The 25,644-nt window shown below is 46.9% G+C and carries 18 protein-coding genes and 2 pseudogenes; 10 read left to right on the top strand and 10 right to left on the bottom strand.

Annotation, left to right across the window (positions count from 1 at the left end):
- Positions 1 to 47 precede the first annotated feature (47 nt).
- Both iolB and iolG read left to right on the top strand, forming a co-directional pair.
- Positions 48 to 878, top strand: coding sequence for a 5-deoxy-glucuronate isomerase (gene iolB / locus IX95_RS18695; protein WP_038162999.1), 831 nt, complete (start codon positions 48 to 50; stop codon positions 876 to 878).
- A gap of 144 nt (positions 879 to 1,022) precedes the next feature.
- Positions 1,023 to 2,006, top strand: coding sequence for an inositol 2-dehydrogenase (iolG, locus tag IX95_RS18690; RefSeq protein ID WP_038162996.1), 984 nt, complete (start codon positions 1,023 to 1,025; stop codon positions 2,004 to 2,006).
- A gap of 47 nt (positions 2,007 to 2,053) precedes the next feature.
- On the opposite strand, the pseudogene IX95_RS18685 reads toward iolG, so the two are convergent.
- The 6 genes and pseudogenes from IX95_RS18685 to IX95_RS18660 form a co-directional block, all read right to left on the bottom strand.
- Positions 2,054 to 3,220: pseudogene (locus IX95_RS18685) on the bottom strand (UDP-N-acetylglucosamine 4,6-dehydratase family protein); the annotation flags it as partial.
- 194 nt (positions 3,221 to 3,414) lie between these two features.
- The gene (locus tag IX95_RS18680) at positions 3,415 to 4,254 is read right to left on the bottom strand and encodes a glycosyltransferase (protein ID WP_038162992.1); all 840 of its coding nucleotides are present in this window, start codon (positions 4,252 to 4,254) and stop codon (positions 3,415 to 3,417) included.
- Between the two features lie 9 nt (positions 4,255 to 4,263).
- Positions 4,264 to 5,442: an MFS transporter gene (locus IX95_RS18675; protein ID WP_038162991.1), complete on the bottom strand. Its 1,179-nt coding sequence runs from the start codon at positions 5,440 to 5,442 to the stop codon at positions 4,264 to 4,266.
- The gene (locus IX95_RS18670; RefSeq protein ID WP_038162989.1) at positions 5,436 to 6,323 is read right to left on the bottom strand and encodes a phytanoyl-CoA dioxygenase family protein; all 888 of its coding nucleotides are present in this window, start codon (positions 6,321 to 6,323) and stop codon (positions 5,436 to 5,438) included. The genes IX95_RS18675 and IX95_RS18670 overlap by 7 nt, the downstream gene beginning before the upstream one ends.
- Positions 6,316 to 7,572, bottom strand: a complete 1,257-nt coding sequence (locus IX95_RS18665; RefSeq protein ID WP_038162987.1) for a DegT/DnrJ/EryC1/StrS family aminotransferase — start codon at positions 7,570 to 7,572, stop codon at positions 6,316 to 6,318. Before IX95_RS18665 ends, IX95_RS18670 begins: the two co-directional genes overlap by 8 nt.
- Positions 7,569 to 8,666 carry a PseG/SpsG family protein gene (locus tag IX95_RS18660; RefSeq protein WP_038162985.1) on the bottom strand — a complete coding sequence of 366 codons (1,098 nt, stop codon included), beginning with the start codon at positions 8,664 to 8,666 and terminating at the stop codon, positions 7,569 to 7,571. Before IX95_RS18660 ends, IX95_RS18665 begins: the two co-directional genes overlap by 4 nt.
- A gap of 482 nt (positions 8,667 to 9,148) precedes the next feature.
- On the opposite strand from IX95_RS18660, the gene IX95_RS18655 reads away from it, so the two are divergent.
- From IX95_RS18655 to IX95_RS27090, 3 genes and pseudogenes are all read left to right on the top strand, one after another.
- Positions 9,149 to 9,517 carry a response regulator gene (locus IX95_RS18655; RefSeq protein WP_006962629.1) on the top strand — a complete coding sequence of 123 codons (369 nt, stop codon included), beginning with the start codon at positions 9,149 to 9,151 and terminating at the stop codon, positions 9,515 to 9,517.
- Between the two features lie 351 nt (positions 9,518 to 9,868).
- Positions 9,869 to 10,315 (top strand): annotated as a pseudogene (locus IX95_RS27095) (ATP-binding cassette domain-containing protein); the annotation flags it as partial.
- A gap of 300 nt (positions 10,316 to 10,615) precedes the next feature.
- On the top strand, positions 10,616 to 11,398 hold the full coding sequence (locus tag IX95_RS27090) for an ATP-binding cassette domain-containing protein (RefSeq protein ID WP_443082995.1): 783 nt from the start codon (positions 10,616 to 10,618) through the stop codon (positions 11,396 to 11,398).
- A gap of 25 nt (positions 11,399 to 11,423) precedes the next feature.
- Here IX95_RS27090 and IX95_RS18645 read toward each other — a convergent pair whose 3' ends face one another.
- From IX95_RS18645 to IX95_RS18635, 3 genes are read right to left on the bottom strand one after another with little or no spacing between them, the layout of a single operon-like run.
- Positions 11,424 to 13,292, bottom strand: a complete 1,869-nt coding sequence (locus IX95_RS18645) for a response regulator (protein ID WP_038162971.1) — start codon at positions 13,290 to 13,292, stop codon at positions 11,424 to 11,426.
- A 14-nt stretch (positions 13,293 to 13,306) separates the two neighbouring features.
- Positions 13,307 to 15,664: an ATP-binding protein gene (locus IX95_RS18640; RefSeq protein ID WP_038162969.1), complete on the bottom strand. Its 2,358-nt coding sequence runs from the start codon at positions 15,662 to 15,664 to the stop codon at positions 13,307 to 13,309.
- Positions 15,657 to 16,736: a cytochrome-c peroxidase gene (locus IX95_RS18635; RefSeq protein ID WP_038162966.1), complete on the bottom strand. Its 1,080-nt coding sequence runs from the start codon at positions 16,734 to 16,736 to the stop codon at positions 15,657 to 15,659. Before IX95_RS18635 ends, IX95_RS18640 begins: the two co-directional genes overlap by 8 nt.
- A 198-nt stretch (positions 16,737 to 16,934) precedes the next feature.
- Here IX95_RS18635 and IX95_RS18630 point away from each other — a divergent pair, with 198 nt between their 5' ends.
- Genes IX95_RS18630 through IX95_RS18610 form a run of 5 tightly spaced genes read left to right on the top strand, consistent with a single transcriptional unit; the run spans position 16,935 to position 24,677 of the window.
- Positions 16,935 to 18,326 (top strand): TolC family protein, encoded by a 1,392-nt coding sequence (locus IX95_RS18630; RefSeq protein WP_038162965.1) that lies wholly within the window; start codon positions 16,935 to 16,937, stop codon positions 18,324 to 18,326.
- Entirely contained in the window at positions 18,323 to 19,507 is a 1,185-nt protein-coding gene (locus IX95_RS18625) for an efflux RND transporter periplasmic adaptor subunit (protein WP_038162964.1), read from the top strand. Before IX95_RS18630 ends, IX95_RS18625 begins: the two co-directional genes overlap by 4 nt.
- 1 nt (position 19,508) lies before the next feature.
- Positions 19,509 to 22,670 carry an efflux RND transporter permease subunit gene (locus IX95_RS18620; protein ID WP_038162963.1) on the top strand — a complete coding sequence of 1,054 codons (3,162 nt, stop codon included), beginning with the start codon at positions 19,509 to 19,511 and terminating at the stop codon, positions 22,668 to 22,670.
- A gap of 40 nt (positions 22,671 to 22,710) precedes the next feature.
- On the top strand, positions 22,711 to 23,394 hold the full coding sequence (locus tag IX95_RS18615) for a response regulator transcription factor (protein WP_038162962.1): 684 nt from the start codon (positions 22,711 to 22,713) through the stop codon (positions 23,392 to 23,394).
- Positions 23,391 to 24,677, top strand: a complete 1,287-nt coding sequence (locus IX95_RS18610; protein WP_038162959.1) for a sensor histidine kinase — start codon at positions 23,391 to 23,393, stop codon at positions 24,675 to 24,677. The genes IX95_RS18615 and IX95_RS18610 overlap by 4 nt, the downstream gene beginning before the upstream one ends.
- On the opposite strand, the gene IX95_RS18605 is transcribed toward IX95_RS18610, so the two are convergent.
- On the bottom strand, positions 24,651 to 25,607 hold the full coding sequence (locus IX95_RS18605; protein ID WP_038162956.1) for an AEC family transporter: 957 nt from the start codon (positions 25,605 to 25,607) through the stop codon (positions 24,651 to 24,653). The two genes, IX95_RS18610 and IX95_RS18605, sit on opposite strands and share 27 nt — an antisense overlap.
- Positions 25,608 to 25,644: the final 37 nt, after the last annotated feature.

Genomic DNA, 25,644 nt, shown 5'->3' with positions numbered 1-25,644 from the left:
AGTGTAATGGAAAATTCGTTTTATTGTGAAGAATGGAGTGTCTCGCAATGTCGTATCTGCTTTCCAAATATCAGCCCGATGGCGCACAAGGGCTTGTGCAGTCTATTACGCCGCAATCGGCTGGCTGGCAATACGTTGGCTTTAAGGTTTACGAGTTGAACGCTGGTGATTCGATACAACTGGATGCTAATGAGGATGAGCTCTGCTTGGTATTGGTTGCTGGCAAAGCGACCATTTCTACCGATAGCCAGAGTTTTGAAAACATCGGTCAGCGTATGTCTCCGTTTGAGAAAACCAAACCTTACGCTGTGTATGTGGCACCAAAAGAAGCTGTGCAGGTTGTGGCAAATACACAGCTAGAGCTGGCCGTATGTCAGGCGCCGGGGAAGGGAAACTTTCCAACTCGCTTGATCGCTCCGCAAGATATTGATGCGGAACATCGCGGTCAGGGACAGAATCAGCGCTATGTGCACAATATTCTTCCTGATGACAAAGAAGCAGACAGCTTGTTAGTGGTTGAGGTATACACCGATGAAGGCTGCACCAGTTCGTATCCGAGTCATAAACACGATCAAGATGCAGAGCCTGCGGAAACCTATCTCGAAGAAACCTACTACCACCGACTCGATCCTGAGCAAGGGTTCTGCATGCAGCGCGTGTATACCGATGATCGCGAGTTGGATGAGTGTATGGCGGTTTATAACAAAGACGTGGTTATGGTGCCAAAAGGTTACCACCCAGTGGCGACAATGGCGGGTTATAACAGCTACTACCTCAATGTGATGGCTGGCCCAACTCGAAAATGGTTGTTCACATGGGAAAAAGACCACGCTTGGATTAATTCTGAGCAATACGCAAAGAGTTCAGATACTGAGTGATTAGCCTGAGTAAGAACTTATATCGCTAAAGTTTGAGCGTACATAAGCGCTCCTGAAAAGTGCGTCACCCCCAATCACGCACATTTATGCCCACTGAGATATGCCAGTGGGCCTCTTTCCTACCTAATCTGTAAGGAGTACAGAATGTTTAATATCGCACTGTTTGGAGCAGGGCGGATTGGACAAGTGCATGCTGTTAACATTGCCAATCACCCGGAAACCCGTTTGTTTTCTGTCATCGACCCTTATGACGTTAATGCCAATATGCTGTGTCAGCAGTATGGCGCTAAGCGACAGAGTATCGAAGAAGCAATGCAAGACAGTGAGATTGATGCTGTGTGTATTTGTTCTGCAACGGATACACACGCAGATTTGATCGAACTGGCGGCAAAAGCAGGGAAAGCCATTTTCTGTGAGAAACCAATCGATCTTGATTTGAGTCGAGTCAGAGACTGTTTAGCGGTGGTTAAGCAGCATCAAGTTCCAATGCTAGTCGGTTTTAACCGACGTTACGATCCTCAATTCAGAACACTGAAAAACAAATTGAATCAGGGAGCAATTGGTGAGCCGGCAACGCTGACTATCACGTCTCGCGATCCAGAACCACCGGGCGCTGATTACGTTAAGGTGTCTGGAGGCATGTTCCGCGACATGACGATTCACGACTTAGATATGGCACGTTTTATTCTTGGAGAAGATCCTGTTTCCATTACGGCGCATGGCAGCTGTAAAGTGAACCCAGAAATCGGAGCTGCGGGTGATATCGACACTGGCGTCTTGGTGTTGGAATTTCCTTCCGGTGCAATGGCAACGATCCAGAACAGCCGCCGCTCAGGGTATGGTTATGATCAACGTATCGAGCTTCATGGTGAGTTTGGCATGCTTCAGGCGGCAAACCAAAATGAAAACTTGGTCAGCCAGATTAGCGAGCAGGGCAGGCAATCAGCCAAGCCAATGCATTTCTTCCTAGAGCGATACAAAGACGCTTACATCGCCGAATGGCAACACTTTGTTGATGTGCTCAATGGCGCTGAGCCTGAGTGTTCAGGTGATGATGGCGAATATGCGCTCAGACTGGCTGATGCGGCGCTGGAATCACTGCGTAGCAAAAAGACCGTTTCACTATAAGAAATTCAACCGGAAGCCCATTTAGGTTTCCGGTTCGTTTTACCTCGTTAGCAAACGTCGCTGGTTTCTTTGTGAACGTTAGCGGTTTGGTAGCCCGTTGGTGCTGACAGAAGTGTCTGCTTGATGGCGACCACATCATGTTCGTTGCAGTTCCGTTCAAGCTCGTTTAAGACTAACGCCATCTCCTGCCAATTGAGCTTCTCTTCCATGGCCGTCATTATTTTATGGTGGCAGGTTTCTTCTACGTTGCCGCCAATCAGTAACTCTTCATACAGTTTCTCGCCCGGACGAAGACCAATGAACTGGATAGCAATTTCATCGTGATGCGTGTTGCCAAGTAAACCTTCTTTCTTGCCTGATAATTGAATCATCTTACGTGCCAGCTCAACGATCTTGACCGGCTCGCCCATATCCAGCACAAATACCTGTCCATTATGGCCCATAGCGCTGGCTTGAATGACCAGTTCCGCTGCTTCTTGAGTGAGCATGAAATAGCGGACGATTTCCGGATGGGTAATAGTGATTGGGCCGCCTGCTTCGATCTGCTTTTTGAACAGTGGAACAACCGAACCCGATGAACCAAGGACATTGCCAAATCGGACAATGGTAAAGGTAGTCGCGGTTTTTTTGTCTGCTAAAGCTTGCAGAACTAACTCAGCCAGTCGTTTACTGGCGCCCATGATATTGGTCGGTCTGACGGCCTTATCCGTGGAGATAAGGGTAAAGTTTTCTACTTTGGCCTCAATCGCGGCTTGAGCACATGATAACGTACCAAACACATTGTTCTGGATGCCCGCGATGATATTGTCTTCGACCAATGGAACATGCTTATAGGCGGCGGTGTGGTAGATGGTGTCCACTTTGTGGTTTTTCATGAGCGTTATCAGGCGTTGCTCGGTTTGGACTGAGCCCAGTATTGGAATAATTTTTACTGTGCCTGTGCTGTTTTTCGCACCGCCGCTTAACTCTTGATCAATTTGATAGAGGTTATATTCATTCAGCTCAAACAGAATCAGACTCTTGGGGTTTTGCTTGAGAACTTGTCGGCACAATTCTGAGCCAATCGAGCCGCCAGCGCCTGTCACCATGACATTCTTGCCGGTAATGTTTTTTGCCAGTAGCTGCTGGTTTGAAGTGATAGCCTCACGCCCGAGTAAAGCGGCGATGTTCAGGCTAGGATCATTCAGGGGAGGCGAATGCTTTACTATAATAGGCTCTTGCTGCCCTCCGGTTCTAAGGTTTAGTTTGGCAACGCTTTCAGCAGACATCGCCGCAGATTGTAATGGCTCTCTGCTCGAAATATCACATACACTTGTCATGGTCGCTTCCTGATTTCACTCAATAGCAATGATTTACGCCCGATAATGTTAAGAAGGTTTTGGACGGCTCATAGGTTTGATTGCCCTGATTAACTAACGCTCCGGACGATGTCTTCCCAACTCTCTGCCAACATACGTTCTGTAATCGGTAACTGGTGCTTATCGTGGATGTAATGGCAGTTGTTATGTGTTGCTTCTGAGCCGGCAGTTTCTGCTTTTGGATGTGGGATGTGGTAGGCCTTGGCATCCAACAGAAGCGTAAACTTATGTCCCGCGTTAAATAGCCTCAGCCCCAGTTCGACATCTTCGCCGCCCCAATGGGTAAAGTTCTCATCAAAACCGCCGGCTTCAATAAAATCAGAGGTTTTAGCAAATAGATGCCCGCCCCAGAAAAACAACCACGGATGAGTGTCGAAGCCTCTCATGTGCCCGATTTGATTGAGCAGTTGCTGGCGGCAATCCAAGTTCGAGTCCTGTTGCGTCAAAGAGTCAAATAGCGTGTTGAAATCGTTGCTATCGAGCAACTGAGAGAAAGTATTGTTAGCGACGAAGTGCTCTTCAAAACCGTGGCAGAATCCAATCTGGATGTGATCGGGGTTTCTTTCCATTTCGGCAAGGTGTATTTGTAGTGCGTGCTGTTCAAGAACTACGCCGCTATCCAAATAAAATAGGTATTCGCCAACCGCTTGCTGGCTGCCGAGATTACGTGCGCTCGCCGCTCTGAATCCTAAATCGGGTTGAAAGCAGTAACCGATGTTCAGACGAGAAGCAAAGCTTTTGACCAGCTGTTCGGTATTATCTGACGAGCCATCATCAGCAACGATGACTTCGAAGTACTCGGTTTGTAAAGACTGTTGGCAAAGTGATTCGAGCGTCTTCTCTAGAAGGTTAGCGCAGTTGTAAGTCGGAATAATGATACTGATTAACATGCTGTTTTCCTAAAGTGATGCGTATTGAGGTGTGTGCTGATGCTTGGCAAGCTTTAAGGCCGCAATACCAATGACTAAGCCGCTGGCGGCGACGAAATACATGCCGCTGGTCAGGCCAAAATGCGTGGCGATGAAACCGATAGTCGGTGGGCCCGCTAAACCGCCAATGGAACCAAAGGTGGAAATTAGCGATAAACACCCGGGGCCAATGGCAGCCGCTGAAGCGTAAATGATGGGTGAAACCAAAGAGACGGTTAAGCTGACAATAGCGAATGATATCCATGAAGCGTAAAGCCCAGACAGCCACACGCCTGTTGCGAGTGAAACGTTGACGATAAGTCCGGCAAAGGCAATCAGGATGGCGTCGTTGTATTGCGAGCGCAGGCTGTCAGCAAAGAGTCGGCCAATAAACATCGCAGCGGAGAACACCAATACACCCGAAGGGGCGAGTGAGGGGCTGACGTCAATCACATCTTTGAGATAGATCGCGCTCCAATCATTCATTGAGCCCTCAATGATGGTTGCACTCAGGACGATGATGCCAAGCACTAAGGTTGTTTTGTTGATCAGTTTTGGTTCAGGCTGTTTGTCGTCTGAATCGGATGTTCGGCACTGCTCCGAGGTTCGATAAGCAACGGCAAACAATGTCAGAAGCGATACACAAATGACGGCGCCATGAACAATCAGTTCGGACGAAACAAAGCGAATCAGACCCATTGAAATCAAAGCCGCTGCCGCCAATCCCAAACTGAACACTGCATGCAAGCGGGACATGCATTTAATGTCGTGTTTACGTTCGATGTCACTGCCGTAAGTGTTAATCGCGGCGTTAAGCCCTGCGCAGCATATGCCCTCAATAAACATCAAAACCAAACTTAAGTGATAGGAAGTGTTGTTCATGATTAAAGGGAGCAAACAAGCGGCAACACTTCCCAGTAGCAGTGCCATTTTTCGCGCACCTACATGGCGCAGTAGCCAGATGGTGAGCGGAAAAGCGGAGATTGCCCCAAGACTTGTCGCGAGAAGGAAAAAACCGAGCTCCATGTCGGTAATGCTCATAGCGATTTTCAAGTCAGCGAGTCGCGATGCCCAGCTGCCAATGTTCAAGCCTAACGCAAAGAACAGGCACAGAGCGGGCATAGTAACTGCCAGCCAACTTGGCTGCCGTGAGTGACTTGGCTTTACCATGACTCTAGTCCTACCAATTTCCTGCCAAGAGGCGAGAGTTCAAGCGGTGTAAAGGGTTCAGGATCGAGCTGACCGCGCCAGCCACGTAGCCACGCTGGTGGGCGAGCGTTTTGGTAGCAATTTACGCGCTCTTCTCGTGATTGGTACAGTACAGGGGGTACGTGCTCTTCGCTGTCGGCTTTGTACATAGCAATAAACTGAACAAGACGAGGGTCGAGATGGTGAGTACAAACGTTGCCATGAGGTAAGCGGCTGTCAAAGATGACCAAACTGCCAGCAGGGGCATCTATCTTCGTGATGTCTTGCTCGGTGAAAGGGTAGACATCCTCCAGATACAATCCATTAATGGTGAATTGATCAAACAAGCTTGGATCGTGGAACGTGTTGTCGATAATCTGGCGATACACTTGTGGTAGACCACCAAACGCACCTTGTTCTTTTTCTGTATCAGTCAGGTAGATCAATCCTTGGTAGACAGGAATGTCCATTTGACGGAAATCGTAATCCCAATGCATTCGATTCGAATCATTGCCATATTGCGGCAGGTCATAACGGCACGGCGGCTTAAAAGAAGCGCGATCCATGGTGACCCACAATTGTTCTTCGTTTAGAAGCTGAGCGAAGGCCTGATAAACGTCTGGATGTTGACGAACCTGCCAAAATGCTGGGTGATGATGCATCGGGACGGAACCCGTGTCATTGATTGGGTCCTGTTTGTACCAGGTGTCTCTATTGTTGAGGTCGACTTCCATAAAAGAGCAGATCGCTTCTATGGATGACTGGCATAACTCCTGCGGGACAATGGACTCGATAACGGTATAACCTTGTTCTGCAAGCTGCGCTCGTTTCTCATCCCAGTAGCGGGCATTTTTACTATCCATGATTGCCTCCGTGAATTTCTGCCAATACGTCGAGTAGTGTTGATGCACATTTTTCAATGTGCTCTGCATTCCAGGTTGGGTGGAGGTGCAGGTTGAGTGTGCGCTTAGAAAGCGAATACGCCATTGGGCATATCTGATTGTCATACTTGACCGATTGAGGGTCTGTGTATTCGCTTGAGTGAAATGGGAAGTTGGCTTTACCGAAACCAATCAAATCGGTGTAGGCTTTTTCACGGTATGCTTCAGGCCACAGCACTTTGGTTACCGGAATTCCTTTCTCAACCAGCTTCTTGTAGACGGACTCTGTGCGTTGCTCATCAAATGACTGGTCGAAAACAATTGGGAATAGCCAGTAAGCATTTTGTCTGTCTGGTGTATCGAGCGGCAGGCTTTCAATGTATTGGCACTGAGATAAACATTCGCGATAAATGAAGGCATTTTTGCGTCGGTTGAGTAGGTTCCAGTCGTCAAAACGCTTCAACTCGTTGAGGCCGATAATCGACTGAATTTCGGTCATTCGATAGTTGTAGCCAACACGGTGATGGATGTATTTTTCCTTTTCTTCCATCTCCAGTAACGCCAGCTTGTGTTTAACGTCGAAACCATGGTCTCTAAACGAGCGACATTCCCACGCTAGGTTCTCATCATTGGTGGTAATCATTCCACCTTCACCGCCAGTGGTGAAATGCTTGCTTTGACAAAAACTAAAGGCCGCCGCATGACCCAATGTACCGACTTTCTGGTTATAATATTGGCCTCCAATGCACTGTGCGGCATCTTCAATCACCTTGATTTGATAGCGTTCAGCGATTTCCATAATTGGCTGCATATCGCAGACCACACCATACAAATGAACGACGATAATCGCGCGGGTACGCTTAGTCACCAAAGCTTCAATTTTGTCAGGATTGATCGTGTGATCGGCGCTTACATCACAGAAAATCGGGATGGCACCAGCCTGTAAAACCGCATAGGAAGAGGCGATAAAGCTGTAAGAAGGCACGATGATTTCATCGCCCGGGCCAATGTCCATCGCACTGATGATGGTGTGCAGAGCAGAGGTACCAGACGAGCAACTGATGGCAAAATCAGAGCCGCACCACTTCGCAAAGGCGTCTTCGAATTCTCGCCCTTTGTTTCCAGTCCAGTAATTGACCTCACCAGACTTCAGTGGCTCTATAACATCCCGAAGAGAGTCGGGGTGAAATGCAGGCCACTTGGGGAATGTTGTTGTGTGTTGCTCGTTCATAATGCTTTCTCTGTAATGTGTTGGTATTCGGTGTTGCAATTAGAAGAACTGCGATTGAGCAGTTGGATAATTTGATTGATGATTCTGTTCATGCCGTTGCTCAAATCGAATGTCTGTAGCTGGTGTGAGATAGCGCGCCTCAACTGATTATTGGTGGCGAGTCGTAAGATCTGACGTTCAATAACAGAATGATCCACCAGTTGGCCATTTCCGCAGTATGGAAAAAGGGCATCTCGATAGAAGGTATGAAGGCACTCTCTCGCATTGGCCGAGATCACAACGGTAGGTAAGCGCATAAAAGCGGCTTCAAAGACAGTTCGGCAATTGGCGGTAATCGCCATGTCCACCTGAGTCATCAGCGGTGCGATGTCCTGGCCGATAAACACTTCCGCGTTAAGTGATTTTTCCTGTATGAACCGCATGACTTCTTTTGGCTGTTGATAAGAACCGCCTAAAGCGATGACATAGTTCAATTGGCAGAGGTAGTCGTTGCGGGCGATGACTTCCAAGGTTTTTTGGGTTAGATTGCTTGGGTCTTCGCCACCAAAAGTCAGCAGAATGCTACGCACCGAAGGGCTTAAGGTGTTGCTGTTTTTTCGGTGGAGAAAAAACTCTTTTCTTATATCAACATAATCATGGCCAGACAGCTCTTGGCCCAGGCCGGTTTTCGGATAGACGGCATTAATGACGCAGTCTGCATGTATTCCACCAGTGCCGAGATCCTCAAAATTGATGATTGGAGTGTTGAGCTTTTTCAGCGTACTCACATACGCTTCGGATGTATTGAGGACATCATTAATAATCAGATCAGGCTTTGCTTGGGCGATGATGTTCAATAAGTCGTCGTCGCTTGCCGCTAGTTGGTATTGTGAGATGTTTTTTTGCTCGCAAAAGGATAAACCAAGGGAGCTATTTGGAGTCAGTACAAACTTGGATTCAATGAAACTGGGTAAGGATTGCGCAATCGTCCATGCACGGTAGCAGTGCCCAAGACCTTTTCCTTTTTCTCCTTTGATGACAAAAACCACTTTGTTTAGCCGCGGTAGCCGAGTTTCAATACGCTTGTTGAGGTTTTCAGTGACGTAGCTGTCCATAGTTTGGTCCCATTTCTAAGTCGTGGAGATGGATGTGGTTTAATTTCGTGACAAAAAATAACACCAAGACACTAGCATTTATTTGATAACATCGAATTAACATTTGTGGAAAGAAAATCACAAATGAACATTTTTTATTCTTAATTAGTCTTATTTACACAGTCTTTAAAGTATTTTTATTAGAGTAAATGCTCTTTATTATTACTTTTTCTTGAGATATTTATTGGTGAGAAATAACTGATTAATATGAATTGTGATGCTTAATGAGTTGATGGTTGAAGCTGACAAACTGGTTTTATGTTGGCAAGAATCGCTAGGGTTTGGTGAATCGTTTGATACCAACATTTCCAAGTGATTTAGCTTTACTGTTTGTTGTTACTCGAAACAACAAGCAAGATATATTGATAAGTAACGGAAATAGGTCTTAACTCATACAGATAGAAAAAATTGATAACCCAGAGTTATTTTGGCTAGGAAATAAAATGAAACTGTTGATTGTAGACGACTCGCCCACGATCGCTGCGTTGATAGAAAGCTTTATGGAGCAGCGATTTGCTGACAAGTTTGAAGTAGAAATTTGTACTCATAGTTCAGAGGTCCCTCAGCTCTTGGCTGAAAATCACTTTGATGTTGTTTTGACCGATGTGTTTATGCCGGAAATGGATGGTTACGAGGTGATACAGCACCTTAAGAGTCATCATCCGGATACCGCGGTTATTGCTATGTCGAGTGGCTATACACATGCCTCTGCGGAAAGCAGCCTGCAGGCTGCCAAGTTTTTAGGTGCAGTAACCTCTATAAACAAAAACAATCTCAGCAGTGATCTAGAAAGGGTGTTTGCGACCTTTTAGATCTTATCTTTTGTTTGGCACTATCCGCTTCACGTATTGCAACGTTTGAACGAAGCTGGTTATAATTCGCGCATCACTTTACTAGGAGCCAATGCCTAAATGAACAGCTAACTTCCTGACATCCAATATAAACAACACTTTGGACACTCGGGGTTAGTGGGCGTTGCCGCAATCTTAGTACATTTCTAAAATCCACCAATGGTGGTTCTTGCCAGTTTATCTGGCTCATCTCGGCATTTTATACGCTCGGCCATATCACCGCACAATGGCGACCCCTTTTTGAATTAAAAAGGAGGCGATATGCCGGCATTAATTGCATCTCAAATTTCACATCAGCTCGAAACGGGTGAATGGTTATTCCGTTCGATCAATCTATCGTTGAATCATGGTATTACTGGCCTAACGGGAAAAAATGGCAGTGGTAAGTCGGTGTTGCTTTCCATCTTGACGGGGGACTGCTTGCCTGACGCTGGCAATGTCGAACGTCAAGGGAGGATTGCTACCTACTCTCAGCTACCTTCAGAGTTGTTAGTCAGTGATATGACCATTGCGCAATACCTTGGCATCGATGACAAACGTCAGGCTCTGAGAGCGATAGAGCAAGGAAGCACGCGGCAGGAAGATTTTGACCGCCTTAGCGATGACTGGGAGGTAGAGCAGCGAGCAATCGAGCTTGTGGCTCAGTTGAGCATTGCTCTGTCATTGGACGACTTTTGTTGCCACCTAAGTGGAGGGCAATTGGCTAAGCTGCAGCTTTATCATCTGTTTCAACAAAGCCCGGATATTTTGTTGCTTGATGAGCCAACTAATCATCTCGATACCCAAGGAAAGCAGTGGTTGATAAATAAACTCAAAGCATTCCCCGGTAAGATTCTATTGGTCAGTCATGATAGAGCGTTGCTACGTTGTGCGGATGTTATCTGCCACCTCTCATCATTAGGTTTGAAAAGCTATCGTGGTGGCTATGATGAATTCCAGCGCCAATATGACGTAGAGAAACAGGCTTTAAGCAGCAAGATCGACCACCTCAAGTCCGAAAAGAAGGAGATTGAGCGTCAGATCCAGCTCAATGCCGAAAAAGCTCAGCAGCGAGAGGCGATGGGCAACCGCGCAAGAAGATCAGGCAGTCAGCCAAAAATTCTTATGGACGCGATGAAAGACAGCGCGCAAGTCACTCGCTCTGCTGCTATTACAAATCAGAGCAATCAGTTGAAGAGGAACCAACACAAGCTGGAGACGTTAAAAAGCCAGCAGGAAGACGGGAAGGAGCAGAGTTTTTATCTTGCCCATGTTCAAGGGGACAAGAGACACAATCTGGCTTCCATTGCGGATTTCAGCGTAGATAAAAGTCGTTGGCAAACCGTGAGCATAAGGGTGGGAACAAAAGACCGAATACACCTATCTGGAAACAATGGTTGTGGTAAATCGACTTTATTGAAAGCACTGAATTTACCATCGGGACGCCTTGAGCAAGGAATTAAATGTAATGTAAAGACTGTCTATCTAGATCAACATTTTAGTTTGCTTTGTCCGAATATGAGTATGTTGGATACGTTACGCAATTCTTGCCCCAAGCTGGCAGAGAGTGACGCTCGGACTTTGTTAGCTGGGGTTGGCTTTCGCAGAGACAGTGTTTACAAGATGGTCTCAGCGCTGAGTGGTGGAGAAAAAATGAAGTTAGCGGTATTAATGGTGAGCCACCAATCTTGTTCGCCGTTACTTTTGCTTGATGAACCAGACAATCATCTCGATATCGATTCAAAGCAACGGCTGGCCAAAGCATTATCTACGTACCCAGGCCCTTTTATTTTGGTCAGTCATGATCAAGATTTTGTCGATGAAGCCGGAATCAACAAAACGTTAGAAATTAAAGCCGTGTAAGGCAGGTAGGGGCACACTGTGGCCCCTAGCCATTTCCAACACTTTGGCCATTTGATTGAGAAGAAGTCTCCATTGCAGCATACAGCGCATCTTTTTTAACGGGTTTAAGCAGTACTTCTTTTGCTCCGTACTGATAGAACTGCTGCCTTGCGGTGTTAGTAGTGTCAGCCGTACAGGCAATTATTGTGGTTGGAATGTTGTGAAACTGAATAATCAGTTTGGTCGCTTCTAACCCAGTGAGTCGTGGCATGTGATTATCCATAAAGATGTATTCATAATTGCCCGCTAGCGCCATCTCTACGGCTTCCTGCCCGTCTTTTGCACGATCAATATTGTAATAACCCAACCCTTTGAGGAATTTCGACAAAATAAGTGCATTCACTTGGTTATCTTCCGCGATCAAAATACGAGTACCGTTCGAAGCCTTATCTGGTGTTTCTTTCTCTGTATGTGTTAGCGGCACTCTGATTGATATAAGTGAGTGACCTTCCGGGGTATAACTTAATTGAATATTTCCGCCGTTTTGGCAAATGAGAGCTTCAACTTTGTGGAAGCCGGCACAGATGCCTTCCATCAATCCATGACGCTGCAAAGGACTTCCTGGCAGTTCAGACATCAAACGACAGCTAACTCCCTTGTCGGTAGAACGTATCTGTACAATTAGAGATTCCGAGTCTCTATCGTCAATCACTTCTGCGCTTACTTCAACGTCTCCTCCTGGGGCTTGGTTAATCGTTGTGAGGGCGAAGAAGCACACGGTTTGGTTGAGTAAGTTCCCATCAAGCAGATATTGTTTGCTGTCGTTGACGTTAAATTGAGTGGAGAAGTTGACGTCGTTACCGTTGGCGAGCGGTATTAACTTTTTACTCAATGATTGCAAGTGCTCGGCCAATTTAATCTCTTCCGCTTTGCTTGCCAGAGAATCCACATCCGTCGCCGACAGGGTGAGAATATGTTTGATCGAAGCATGGAGTAAATCACCGGAATGCTTGAGTCGAGTGGCTAATGATTTGATCTGTGAAAGGTCATCGCTGCGTTCGATTTGTTTTAGCGGTATAACGATACTGTTGCTATAGACTTTGAGTTCATGATTAATCAGCCGCATGAAACGTGACTTGTTCTCCATGGCTGACTTCGCTAATTGAACCTCTTTCTTAAGTTGCTCTTCTAACTGTTTTCGTTCAGTAATATCCCTTTCGACAGCCACAAAGCGCGTGAGTACTCCGTCTTTAAATACAGGAGCAATCGAGATGTCAATCCAGTATTCAGTACCATCCTTGTTGTAATTAATCAGCTCACAATCGATTTGCTTCGCTTGTTTGATGGCACTTGACAGTGCTTGGACTTGCTTGATATTGGTGTTTGGACCTTGGAGAATATCACCTGGCTTTTTACCTTTTATCTCGTCCAGTTGGTAACCCGTCAACTGCACAAAACCCTCGTTGACCCATGTTGTGTACCCCTCGGGGTCTGTTACCACGATGGCATCGCGGGCATACTCTGCGACAAATCCCTGTGTTGAACGAAAATCAGAAACAGCCAGCTCGATTTCAAGCTTTGATAGCTTCTGCTCTCGATCCTTGATAGCCAGCGATACTATCGTGAGGACCCAGATTGCAGAAATTGCGAGCAGACGATTTGCTATCTCACTCCAAACAGCGTTCCCAGCGGACGTTACGTAATGGCCCACGAGAGTGAGTAAGGTACAGATAATCGCCCAAGCAACGATAGAATGTTGGTTTCTCAATGCCATGGAGAGCAGGATTATGGCGATGTAGGGGAGGCCTGATGCCACTTCAGCTGGCATTATTAAATCTAGGTACAAGAACAATCCTGCTAGTAGGGCAAGAGCGGCGTGTAGTTCGTATCGACTTTTCGTGAAGGTCCATTTCATAATGTTGCTTTACCTTAGCCAGTCTTGTTGTGCGGATTTAATCGGGTTATCAATCGGCTGGCTTCGTGGCTATTCACCATCAGCCGGTTGACTAGTTTTTGCAGCAGCTCGATTTCAGGAATTTCCCCTTGTCTTGCAATGTCTTCTGTCTTTTTCGTCAACAGTAGAACTTCTCCCATAGAGAACTCGAGAGCGATACCTTTGATGGCGTGCAGAATAGCGTGAAGTTCGGTTGGCGTTGTATTGGAATGTAGTTCGATCAGAGAGTCGGTTTTAGTATCCAACTCAAATATTAATGATTCGAGCAATTCAACTTTTTCTCTATCCTGAAGTTCAAGCTGATTGATTAGCGGGCTCTGTGAGACTTCCTCTTCTGTAAGCGGCAACTTATCAACGGGGAAGCGGATGAGAGTCGATATGTTGTTTGCGTTTTGAGGTAACTGTTTCACGGCTTCAGCCACTTCCCGGTGGGTGGAAAACTGACGTGAAAACTGACTTAATGCGTTCTGTAGACTGCTCTTCTGTAGAGGTTTAGTCAGGACAAAATCGGCGCCTCGGGCGATGAATTCATCGTGTGCTTCTTTGAATACGTCGGCAGTACAAGCAAAAATGACAGTATTTAGGTTGAGTTTGGTACGTATATGTTCAATCGCATCCAGACCATTCATGTTTGGCATGTGGTTATCCATAATGATCAGATCATAATTGGAATGCTTAAGACGGCTGATTGCCTCAAGCCCGTCATTGGCATGATCAACCAATAGTCCCATAGACTCGCAGAACTTCCTCGCTACCATAGCATTCACTCGGTTGTCTTCGACCAGCAGAACGGTGAAGTTATCAAGTAAGGAAAGCTCATCTGAGGGTTGCACTTGAGCTTCGCTTATTTCCAACTCTTTGAGTTCAAATGGGATAGTGAGGGTGAATTGTGTTCCCACATTTGGCTGGCTGAAAACGGACACTTTGCCGCCCATCATTTCGACCAACCGCTTAACAATAGATAAACCGAGTCCGGTACCGCCAAATTTACGCGTTGTGGAGAGCTCTGCTTGCTCAAATGGAGTAAAAATAGTGTCAAGCTTCTCGCGTTCTATTCCTATGCCGCTATCGGTGACGCTAATACAGACATTGGGCGGCGTCGACGTGTCGAGTGCGAATTCGATTTCAATCTTACCCGTTTGGGTAAATTTGATCGCGTTGCCGACTAGGTTAAACAGAATCTGCCGAGTTCGTGCAGGGTCGCCATGCAGCTCGATATTGGCGGGCACTTTGTTGCGGGTGACTAGTTGTAGGCCTTTGTTGACGGCTTGGGGGCCTAGTGTTTTTTCCAGACTGAGTACTAATTCGCCTATGGAGAAAGGATGAATCTCAAGCTCCAGTTTTCCTTGCTCGACCTTGGAGAAATCAAGTATGTCATTGAGTATCGTCATCAGGTGTTGACCTGAATCGATAAGGATTTGAGCCTGTTTCTTGGTTTCCAGCTCTTGAGATTCATCTTTGATGATTTGTGCGATACCTAATACACCGTTCATGGGTGTTCGCAGTTCGTGGCTCATGGTGGCGAGAAAAATAGACTTCGCTTCATTGGCTTTTTCGGCGTTTTCAGTGGCGAGCTGATACGCATTATTGTTACGGTTGAGTTCGGCGATGCGGGCAATAAAGCCAAACGTTGCCAAAGCAACAAACAGTATGGCAGCACCAATCAAGACTTGGGAGATAGTGTCTCTAAGTCGAGCTGATGTCGCAGTGAGGTCGAACTCCGCTTGTTCAAGGAACACAACACTGTCGTGTGACAGCAAGGTGGATAACAGCCGCTCTCGTTGTGCATTGACCTGAACAAAAGTTTGAGCAAATCGCGTGACTTCTTCATCGGCACCGATTGCGTTTTCATCCAGCATATGGGAAATAATTTGCTCAAGTGATTGGTTGTCGGATCTAAAGCCGCCTCCATCCATCAATTTGTTCTTTAGGGAGTGTAAAACAAATTCACGAGCAACGATTAAGCCGATGGTTTGATCGAGTGTGCCCGCCAAACTCATGGCAGATGAATGGAAATCATTGAGTAGCGTTTGGGTTGGCAAGCTCTGAAAAAGCGTTGAATGCAAGTCTGCTTGTTGATGTCGTTTCTGAAATTCCGTCAGTTCTCTTTCGAGTTCCACAAGTTGATTGGCCATTTGATAAGGGTCAGAAATACCGCGGATGGAAGCACCAATTACTTCATCACGCAGTTCAATCACTTCATGTCCCATGCTTCGTACTTGCTCATCGTATTTGGCCAATTTGTTCAATTCGCCATAGGCCATATAGACGTATGAACACATGGCGATAAAAATGAGAATAAATGCTGCAAAGGCGAGCCTGATTTTATTCATTTTCAAACTCCTGCAAGATGGCTGGTCTATCTCCACTTAACGAATTCAGGAAAGCTTCGAGATAGGCGATGGTTTCGTCGTCAAACGTTTTTCCTAACTGGCTTTCACCCATGATTTTAATTGCTTCTGAGAGGTGCTGTGTCTTTCCATCGTGGAAGTAGGGTGGCGTCAGGGCGACGTTTCTTAGGCTGGCGACACGAAAGAGGTAAAGATCGTTCTCATCCTGAGTAGTGTTGAACCGTCCTTTATCAGAGCTGCGATTTTCTCCAGTAGTCGACTGGCCAAAGTAGCCAAATCGCATGACCATACCGCCGCCGATGTTGCTGCCCTGATGACAACGAACACACCCTTCTTTCTGAAAGGTTTGCCATCCGAGTTTCGCTTCAGGGCTGAGTGCGTTTTCATTGCCTGCTAAATATTGATCAAACGGGGAGTTTGGTGTGCTGAGGGCATTCATAAACTCAACCAGAGCTGTCTTAATGTTGTGTTCTGTAATAGGAAGCTCTGCCTGCAGAAAATATTGTTGGTAGATAGGAGACTGGCTGACGTATTCGGTAATTTTTGACCAATTTGAGTCCATCTCAACCGGGTCATGAATGGGGCCATCAAGCTGCTCATGGAGGCTGTTTACCCGACCGTCCCAGAAAAAACGGTAATTCAGGCTCGCATTAAATACCGTAGGGGAGTTACGGGTTCCAAGGCCTTCTACTCCAGTAGAAACCGCCGTCGTTTCAGCGCCGTTAGTGCGTAGATTATGGCAGCTCTCGCAACTGACCTTTTTGTTAGATGAAAGGTTAGGGTCACGAAAAAGCACCCAACCGATCTTGGCTTGAGTACGGTCAAACTCTGGGTGTTCTGGAATGGGGTAGATCAAGCCGTAGCGTTTGTCTTGTTCTGTTTCACTGTGTTTATGGTCGTGCTGGTGTGAGTCATGGTGTTCGGGTTCTGAGGCGTGATCATGCTCTGCGTCATTGTGTTTTGAATGTGATGAGCTGAAGCCTTCATAGAGTAGAAGGCCAATAGAGGCAGCCGTGATAAAGAGCCCTATCCACAATAACGTTTTCTTTTCCATTTTATGTCCACTCTAACAGGCACTTAGTACCTTCCGTGAGTTCATTCTTTTTATAAATCTAGTTGCACATCATTTTTGAAGCAATGTCAAAGCAAAAAGAAGTATAGAATACTACTTTAGGGGTATTAGAAATGTCTTAACCCTGCCTTAACCCCTCTGTTTGTTACTTTTCTCGCACAATTGCGGGAGAAGATAACGATGACATTGCGATATTCCATTCTTGCTCTGACGCTGGCAGGCGTTATGGGCTGTGCGACGGGGACCGATGCCGACTTTGCCACACAGGCTGAGCAGAATAGTGCTCAGTCTGTTGAGCAACTGCTGGCGCAGGTGGTAGCGGAGCGACAACTTTCACTTGAGGCTGACGACATCAGCCAACCGACTCAACTGACGGATCTGATCTCTGTCCCTGAGCTTGAGCAATACTTACAAGCCGCGTTTGCTCATAGCCCTAGTTTGCAGCAAAGCGTGATCGCGCTGAAAATTGCTTATGCTCAGCAAGGAGTCACGGTGGCAGACCAGCTACCTACGGCGAATGCCAGCTTTACAGGTCAATCCAAAGAAGATACCGACGACAGCTACACTGGTGAGCTGACCGTGAGCTGGGAGCTGGATCTGTGGCAAAAACTGGCAGATAGCAGTGAGGCAGCACGAAAAGATGTTGCGGCCTCTCAGGCAAGCTTGCAATCAGCAAAAGATTTGCTGGCGGCCAATATCATGCGTAATTGGTTAGAAATCAGCGTCAATCAGCAATTACTTGATATTGAGCTGAGAAGGCTGGATGTGTTGGAAAACAATGAGGTGTTGGTATTAGAGCGCTATCAAGTGGGACTAGGCAGTCTGGAAGACTTAGATAACGCGAAGACAAGCACAGCGTCGACGCGCTCAACTGTCGCTGAGTATGAAGAAAATCTAGAACAGAGCAGACGTAGCCTCCAACTGTTAACCGGGCAATGGCAATCCGAGTTGCAGCAGCCAGAGGTAGCGATGATGTTTCCACAAGTCGTCAACCCTCTCGATTCTCTTGCCCAGCAGAATATGGCAGGCCGACCAGATCTACAGCAAGCTTTCTACAATATCGAAGCTGAAGCCCTTCGTACCAACGCAGCTTACAAAGCCATGTTGCCATCGTTCAGCTTGACGGCAAGTTTAACGGATATTGCGCAGTCACCCAGCGAGGCCTTGCTAACGGATCCATTGTGGAGCCTACTCGGACAGCTATCAGCGCCACTTTTTCAGGGCGGAAAGCTTAAATCTCAGGCTGAAATTGCTCAACTCACCACAGAGCAAAGCTATTGGGCTTATCAGGAAGCCTTGCTCACAGCGATCAATGAAGTGGAAAACGCTGTCGGGCAGGAGTATTCACTTGAAAAGCAGCAACTGCATCTTAATCAAGCCTTCACAAGTTCGAAGCGTAGCTTTGTCAGTTACGAAGAGAAATATCGAAAAGGTCTGGTCGACATCTTTGATTTACTGACCGTTCAGCAGCAGACCTACGACACCGAAGCACAACTGGTTAATGCCACTTATCAACGTTTATTAAACCGAATCGATTTAGGCCTAGCTCTGGGCTTGGGAGTATCATCATGAAAAAAAATGCCATCACTCTAGCGGTGACTCTTGCAGCTGCCGGAAGCATCTTTGCCGCCATTGGCTATAACGGTAGTCACATGGCTCAGGCGAGCGAGAATAGCCAGTCTGAGCAACAAGCAACGGAAACTTTGCAGCAGCCATTGGTGAAAGAAAGCTTAAACCTCCAGCAAGTTGCAGTGCAGATGACAACCAGTGCAAGCTATCAGGCTCAGGTTGTGGGTTATGGAGAAACTCGGTCTCGTTATCAACTTAACTATGCCAGTGAAGTCAGTGGGCGAGTGAGCACCTTGTCTGATGACTTTGAGACAGGAAAAGTAGTCACTAAAGGTACGATACTGGCAAAGCTGGATGATACGCCATATCAGCAGGCGTTGGCTCAGGCCAAATCTGATGTTGCAACAGCTGAGCTTGAGTTGTTGGAAGAGCAGCGAGAAGGAGAGCAGGCTAAATCGGAATGGCAACGTTCAGGTCTGAGTGGCGAGCCGAACTCACCACTGGTCCTTAGAGAGCCTCAACTCGCCAGCGCTGAAGCAAAATTAGCCAATGCAAAGCAGGCGTTAAACAAAGCAGAAAAAGACCTAAAAGACACGGTAATACGTGCGCCTTTTACGGCGCTAGTCGTGAGCAGAGAGGTTCAGCCGGGGAGCTATTTGAGTGCGGGCGGCGCAGTCGCCACTTTATACAGTATTGAACGTGTTGAAGTGGAAGTGCCACTGTCAGAGCAGCAATGGGCAAATCTGCCAACCTCCAACGATATGGGGGACTGGCAGGTGACATTGACTGACAGTAGCGGTGCTCACCAATGGCTTGGTCAGGTTGAGAGAAAGTTCCAACATGTGACTCAGGACACGCGCCAGCGCTCACTGGTTGTGGTTGTAGATAAACCTCTCGAAGCCGACTCGCCTCTCTATCCGGGGACCTTTGTGAAAGCGACACTGAGCGGAGCTGAAGTTAATGGCCTTTGGGAAGTGCCGGCGTCAGCGATATCTCAGCAGGGCGAAATCTGGACGGTAGATGAGCAAGGTTTGCTGCACAAATCGAACGCCAGCAAACTGTTTGGTCGTGATGGCAAAGTGTACGTCACTCCGAGTTTGGCTGAAGAAAGGGCTCAAGTGGTTGTCAGGCCGCTGAGTAATTTCAAACCAGGTATGAAAGTTACACCAACGGAGGAGGGGTAATATGGAGCACCAAACCAAAACGCCAAAGGGCATGATCGCTTGGTTCGCGCAAAATCCGGTTGCCGCTAACCTGCTCATGTTAGGGGTGATTATCGTCGGCTTATTTTCGGTCAATTCATTACGCAAGGAAGCCTTCCCAAGTCTAGAACCGGACATCGTGACTGTGTCTGTCAATTATGACAGTGGCGATCCTATTCAGGCAGAAGAGGGGATATCGATAAAGATTGAAGAAGCTCTGGAAACGGTCGCCGGCATAAAACGCATTACGTCAACTTCCAGCGCATCGGGTAGTCACGTTTCCATCGAAAAAGAGACCAACTACAGTCTAGGTACTTTGCTGACTGACGTGAAGACCAAAGTGGACGCCATCAACAATCTACCAGCGGAAGCCGACAATCCTGTGATTGATAAGGCTCGGATGCAGGATCATGCTTTGTGGGTTCAACTTTATGGCGACGCGGACCGCGCTACATTGCAGGATTTAGCGGAGCAGCTTAAAGCCGATTTGCTTGCCGAAAGTGCGATTCGTGATCTGGAGATCAAAGCAGAAATTGATCCTATGATTTCGGTCGAGGTCAATGAAAGTCGATTGCAAGCCTATGGTTTAACGCTCACCGATGTATCGGATGCGATCAATGCGGAGTCATCCACTAGTATTTCAACCAGTTTGCGCAATGATGAGAAAACTGTACGTCTTAAGGTCTCTGAGCAGGCTTACGAGATTGAAGACTTTAAAGCGATCCCTGTTCTTACCCATTCCGACGGTAGCCAAATTACGCTAGGCGATATTGCCCGTGTCACGGATACTTTTGAGGAAGACACTTTCAGCCTGTCACGATACAACCAAAGCAACGCGATGGGCATTCAGATTGTCATGGATGAGTACAGCGACGTTGTGCAAATCGTAGAACAAGCCAAACAAGTGGTAGAACAGTGGCGTAGCAGTAACCTGTTGCCTGACAACGTCAGTGTTGAGACTTGGTATGACAAAAGTACGCTGATCAAAGAGCGATTGTCTCTTCTGGCCAAAAATGCCCTCACAGGTATTGTTCTGGTGTTTATCGTACTGGCGCTGTTTTTGAACATTCGTGTCGCATTTTGGGTTGCGGCGAGCTTACCGTTCGTATTCTTCGGCACATTGTTCTTTATGACCGACTCCTTCGTTGGCTTAACCATCAATGAGATGACCACGTTTGGTTTTATCATGGCACTGGGAATCGTCGTTGATGACGCCGTGGTCGTCGGGGAAAGTATTTATTCGACACGACGTAAAGAGGGTGACTCGCTCAATAGCACGATTGTCGGAACATTAAAGGTGGCGGCGCCGACTGTGTTTGGCGTACTGACAACCGTCGTGGCGTTTCTTTCAATTGCGGCGGTTGATGGAAAAATGGGGCAGATTTATGCTCAGTTTGCCACTGTGGTTACCATCTGTTTGCTACTATCATTGGTTGAATCCAAGTTCATTCTTCCGTCGCATCTTGCCCATATCAATACGCATCGAAGTGATAAGAAAGGCATCTGGAACCGCATTCAACAAGGCGCGGACAGCGGGTTGGAGTGGTTCAATCATAAAGTGTACAAACAGGTGATTAAGCAGGCGTTAAAGTTCCGTTATGCTGTGGTCATGGCCTTTATCGCTCTGTTCATTCTCGTGATTGGTATGCCACTGACCGGAGCGGTGAGAATCGCTTTCTTCCCTGATATTGCAGGCGATACCGTTAGTGCAGAAATAAGTATGTATAACGATTCCAGCTTTGGTCAGACTCAAACAAATCTTCTTGAACTGGAAGCCAATGCGCTTAAAGCAGATCAGCAGTTGAGAGCGAGTAGCGAGAGCAACGATCAGAATACATCTTACATTACTAGCCTTCAGGTGATTGCCGATGAAGACCGCACTGGAACCGTCCAAGTAGAACTTGCTACGGATGCGACATACAGCTCAGGTGAGTTTGCTGACTTGTGGTTGCAGATGTCCGGGCAGATGGAAGGGATGAAGAAGCTTAAGGTTCTCTCGTCAATGGAAATGGTCGATAACTTTAAAGTGGAGCTCAAAGCCAGCGATGACACGATTCTAACTCAGGCTGGTAATACATTTAAACAGGCTTTGGAACAGACACCGGGTGTGAGCGGTATTGATGACAACTTAGATCTTGGTGAGCCGCAGTACCGTTTTGAGCTGACCGAGCAGGGGCGTGCGCTAGGGATGGATACTTCGAGCCTCGCGAAGCAGGTATTACAATCCTTCGGGGGTGACATTGTTCAGCGCTTCCAGCGTGGGAAAGATGAAGTCAAAGTTCGAGTTCGCTATCCAGAAGGTGATCGCCAAACGCTGGCTGATATTCAACAATCGAGTGTCCGCACTCCTGATGGTACAGTGGTGCCAATGCTATCGGTCGCGAATGTCTATTCGGACTATCAGCAAGCGGAAATTACGCGTATTGACAACTTACGTGCTGTTTATTTAACCGCGGTAGTGGATAAAGATGTCGTGTCCTCGAATGAGCTGGTGGCCCAGTTGGAGAAAACACTGGTTCCACAGCTTAAATCGGAATACCCGATGCTAAAAATTGACTTTACTGGCGAAGCGGAGCAGCAACAAGAGTCGACAGACTCAATGCAATCGACCTTCATTATGGCTTTGGTAGTGATCTTTGCATTGCTGGCGATACCATTAAAGTCTTACGTTCAACCGCTCATCATTATGGTAGCGATTCCGTTTGGTATAGTCGGAGCAATCTTAGGTCACTGGCTGAATGATCTGACGATCAGTATCCTGTCGCTAAATGGTATCCTTGCCTTGAGTGGTGTCGTGGTCAATGACAGCTTATTGCTGGTATCACGCTTCAATGAACTGACGCGAAAGCACAACGTTCCGGTGAGTGAAGCGATTGTTGAATCATGCAGTAGCAGAATCAGGGCAGTGTTGCTGACATCAGTCACGACCTTTGCTGGTTTGGCACCATTGCTGAGCGAAACCTCGATGCAAGCACAGTTCCTAATTCCAGCCGCCGCTGCATTAGGCTACGGTATTTTGTTCGCAACAATGATTACATTGGTGCTGACCCCATCACTTCTACTGATCCAATGTGATATTCACAATGGTCTGAACAAAGTGAAGGCAGCGGTGTTGGGTGAGAAAAAGCTCGCTCAAAGCGTTTAACGTCTAAATTAATAGTAGTTTCATAGAGTAAGAGGTAGTCATGGAAAACTTGCAGCTGTTACTGGTCGAAGATGATCTGGATTTAGCTAAGGCGATTGTTGACTACCTCGCTCTGGAAGATATTCAGTGTGACCACGCTGCAAATGGCTTGTCCGGATTAAACCTGATTCAACAAGGCCAGTACGACACGGTGATTCTAGATTTGAACTTGCCAAAAATGAATGGCCTGGAAGTGTGTGCAAGGCTCAGAGAGCAAGGGATTGACGTGCCTGTTCTGATGTTGACGGCAAAAGATACCCTTGATGACAAGTTAACAGGCTTTTCGAAAGGAGCGGATGACTATTTGGTGAAGCCTTTTGCTATGGAAGAGCTGATTATTCGAGCGCAGGTTTTGTCTCGTCGGCGCAGCGGGCAGGTCACTAAGCTTTCTGTTTCCGATCTCGAAGTTGACTTGCAGACTCAGACCGCCACCCGATCTAGTGAGTCATTAAAGCTCTCTCCAATCGGATTCAAGCTACTTGAAACGTTGGTTAGGGCGAGTCCAAATACTGTCTCTCGTGAAAAATTGATGCAGAGTGTGTGGGGAGATGAGCAACCAGACAGTAATAGCCTAAAGGTGCATATGTTTAATCTTAGAAAAGCCGTCGATAGCCGTTTTGAAACCAAATTGATTCATACGATCACAGGACGTGGCTTTGCATTGAAACAAGAGACTTCTCAATGAAAATAAGACGTAGCCTGAGGCTTTATTTTTTGTTTGCCATGCTACTGACAGGGTCGTTGACGATTATAGCGATGTCTGGTGTTGCGGTAAGTTACTTCTTTTCAGGTTTGGATATGGCTATGACAGGGTTCATGCGAACGCAGGCGTACCAAGTTGAATTGACGGATAACACTCCAGTGAAAATCAATGACCTGACAGTGGCAAGACGATGGCAAGACTTACCTCAGCCAATTCAAGACAACCTGAATCCAAACGAACTGGTTCTCAATGAAGTACTTAAAAAAGTTGTCGGAGTCCCTCTTATTGAATCGCCTAAAGCGGGCTATTTCGCAATGAAAATGGAGCACAAAGGAGACGTCAGGTACGCGTCGGTGTTGTTTCTCGATAATGAATTTTCTCCGGGTGAAATGCCCCAGTTTATCTACATCGTGTTTGTTGCTATTGCTGCAATCTTCGCGTTTTCTTTGATACTCATTGCTTTTATTCGTAGTGTCTCGACTCCTGTTGAAGAACTCAAAGATTGGGCAAAATCTCTGGACAAAGAAAAGCTCAGCCAGCCAATTCCGGGGTTTGACTACAGTGAGCTCAACACACTAGCAGAAATTATTAAATCTAGTCTCAGCTCTGTACAGGAAGGCCTTGAACGAGAGCAGCGCTTTTTGGGTTATGCTAGTCATGAATTAAGAACGCCGATTGCTGTCACCCGTACCAATTCAGAGCTACTGAAAAAGATGATCCTCAAGAAGTTGGATGAGGACAAGCAGCTTGAAGTGTTGGAACGCATTGAGCGGGCAGGGTACACAATGACAGATTTGACTGAAACGCTATTGTGGCTCAACCGACAAGAAGACAAGACACTGCCATTCAGTGATCTCGTGATTGGTGACCTCATTACTCAGATCGATCATGAACTCGAATATTTACTGCAAGGAAAAGCGGTCAAAGTGAGTATCACAGTAGATGCCACGCAGCAATCATTACCGCACGGGCTGTGTCGAATCATCATAACTAATTTGGTTCGTAATGCGTTTCAGCATACTTATCAGGGGGAAGTGATTATCGAGCAGTCTGGAAGTCGACTGGTTATCACCAATCACAACGTATCCCAAGGTGATGGGGAAGAGGAGTTGGGTTTTGGGCTAGGTCTTGAGCTAACCGAGCGCCTAATCAGTCAGTACGGCTGGTATTACGACAATAGCGCAACCAATTCAGGTCGCCGTGTTGAACTACATTTTTCTCTAACTGATGACGCTGACTTAAATCAGCCCGATGTTAACAAGTAGGACTAGTCCTGCGGTACAGGTGAGAGTTGAGATAACCGTCGTCATGGCAACAATGTTAGCAGCCAGTATTGAGTTTCCGCCCATTGAGCGGGTCATTACATAGCTTGCTGCTGCAACGGGTGAGGCGTTCATGAAAAACAGGATCGCAAGCTCTAGCCCTCTAAAGCCATACCAATAGGCAGCGCTGGTGATCAGCAAAGGAGCCAGTACCAGCTTGTAGCTACTGGCAAACCACGCTGGCCCTTTTTCTTTTCTCATCTTACTCAAATCCAGTGAGCCGCCGGTGCACAACAAAGCCAGTGGTAGGGTCATTTTCGCCAGGTAATTACCCGCATCAACAGCGACCGTTGGGACAGGTATAGAAAGCAGATAGAATACAATGCCAGAGACAATGGCGATGATCAGTGGATTCTTGGTTAACGTTCTCAGCATCACTTTAGCGGCTTTGGCGGGGGAAGTTCCCCCTTTGGGTGCTAAGCAGATAACCGCCTGAACGTTGTAAATGAAAGTGGTGATGGCGACATACAGTGCAGCGAGCGCGATCCCTTGTTCTCCAAACGCATTCGCCACGTAAGCAATGCCAATGATGCCCGTGTTGGCGCGATAGCCACCTTGGGTGATGACGCCTTTGTCGGGAGAAGACTTGAATAACAGTGCGACAGAGACCGTGGTAAAGACAAAAAAGGTAATGCTCGCAAACGCGGCAAATCCAAGGAAGCGACTGGCAGCAGTGAAGTTATGTTCAGATACGACAATACTGAGGAACAACATCGTTGGTAGGGTCACCTGAAAGACTAATTTCGAGGCGACTTCTATGAAATTGTCGTTAATCAGGCCGATGCGTTTGAAAAACACACCTAACAACAGCATCAAACAAATAGGGCCGGTAATCGACAGTGAGAAACTCAATTGCTGAAGTAATGCGTCCATACATGCCCTGAAAGTGAGTTGGTTGGAGTAAAGTTAC

This window comes from Vibrio sp. B183 (genome assembly GCF_000740665.1).
In the GTDB taxonomy this organism is placed as follows: Bacteria; Pseudomonadota; Gammaproteobacteria; order Enterobacterales; family Vibrionaceae; genus Vibrio; species Vibrio coralliilyticus.
This window is presented reverse-complemented; position numbering and strand designations above follow the sequence as displayed.

What these genes read in the sequence shown, in the direction of transcription:
- IX95_RS18620 (WP_038162963.1), top strand. Translation starts at nt 19,509, where the DNA reads ATGGAGCACCAAACCAAAACGCCAAAGGGCATGATCGCTTGGTTCGCG.
- IX95_RS18665 (WP_038162987.1), bottom strand. Translation starts at nt 7,572, where the DNA reads ATGAACGAGCAACACACAACAACATTCCCCAAGTGGCCTGCATTTCAC.
- IX95_RS18645 (WP_038162971.1), bottom strand. Translation starts at nt 13,292, where the DNA reads ATGAAATGGACCTTCACGAAAAGTCGATACGAACTACACGCCGCTCTT.
- IX95_RS18670 (WP_038162989.1), bottom strand. Translation starts at nt 6,323, where the DNA reads ATGGATAGTAAAAATGCCCGCTACTGGGATGAGAAACGAGCGCAGCTT.
- iolB (WP_038162999.1), top strand. Translation starts at nt 48, where the DNA reads ATGTCGTATCTGCTTTCCAAATATCAGCCCGATGGCGCACAAGGGCTT.
- IX95_RS18655 (WP_006962629.1), top strand. Translation starts at nt 9,149, where the DNA reads ATGAAACTGTTGATTGTAGACGACTCGCCCACGATCGCTGCGTTGATA.
- IX95_RS18635 (WP_038162966.1), bottom strand. Translation starts at nt 16,736, where the DNA reads ATGGAAAAGAAAACGTTATTGTGGATAGGGCTCTTTATCACGGCTGCC.
- IX95_RS18605 (WP_038162956.1), bottom strand. Translation starts at nt 25,607, where the DNA reads ATGGACGCATTACTTCAGCAATTGAGTTTCTCACTGTCGATTACCGGC.
- IX95_RS18660 (WP_038162985.1), bottom strand. Translation starts at nt 8,666, where the DNA reads ATGGACAGCTACGTCACTGAAAACCTCAACAAGCGTATTGAAACTCGG.
- IX95_RS18625 (WP_038162964.1), top strand. Translation starts at nt 18,323, where the DNA reads ATGAAAAAAAATGCCATCACTCTAGCGGTGACTCTTGCAGCTGCCGGA.
- IX95_RS18630 (WP_038162965.1), top strand. Translation starts at nt 16,935, where the DNA reads ATGACATTGCGATATTCCATTCTTGCTCTGACGCTGGCAGGCGTTATG.
- IX95_RS18640 (WP_038162969.1), bottom strand. Translation starts at nt 15,664, where the DNA reads ATGAATAAAATCAGGCTCGCCTTTGCAGCATTTATTCTCATTTTTATC.
- IX95_RS27090 (WP_443082995.1), top strand. Translation starts at nt 10,616, where the DNA reads ATGGGCAACCGCGCAAGAAGATCAGGCAGTCAGCCAAAAATTCTTATG.
- IX95_RS18610 (WP_038162959.1), top strand. Translation starts at nt 23,391, where the DNA reads ATGAAAATAAGACGTAGCCTGAGGCTTTATTTTTTGTTTGCCATGCTA.
- IX95_RS18680 (WP_038162992.1), bottom strand. Translation starts at nt 4,254, where the DNA reads ATGTTAATCAGTATCATTATTCCGACTTACAACTGCGCTAACCTTCTA.
- IX95_RS18675 (WP_038162991.1), bottom strand. Translation starts at nt 5,442, where the DNA reads ATGGTAAAGCCAAGTCACTCACGGCAGCCAAGTTGGCTGGCAGTTACT.
- IX95_RS18615 (WP_038162962.1), top strand. Translation starts at nt 22,711, where the DNA reads ATGGAAAACTTGCAGCTGTTACTGGTCGAAGATGATCTGGATTTAGCT.
- iolG (WP_038162996.1), top strand. Translation starts at nt 1,023, where the DNA reads ATGTTTAATATCGCACTGTTTGGAGCAGGGCGGATTGGACAAGTGCAT.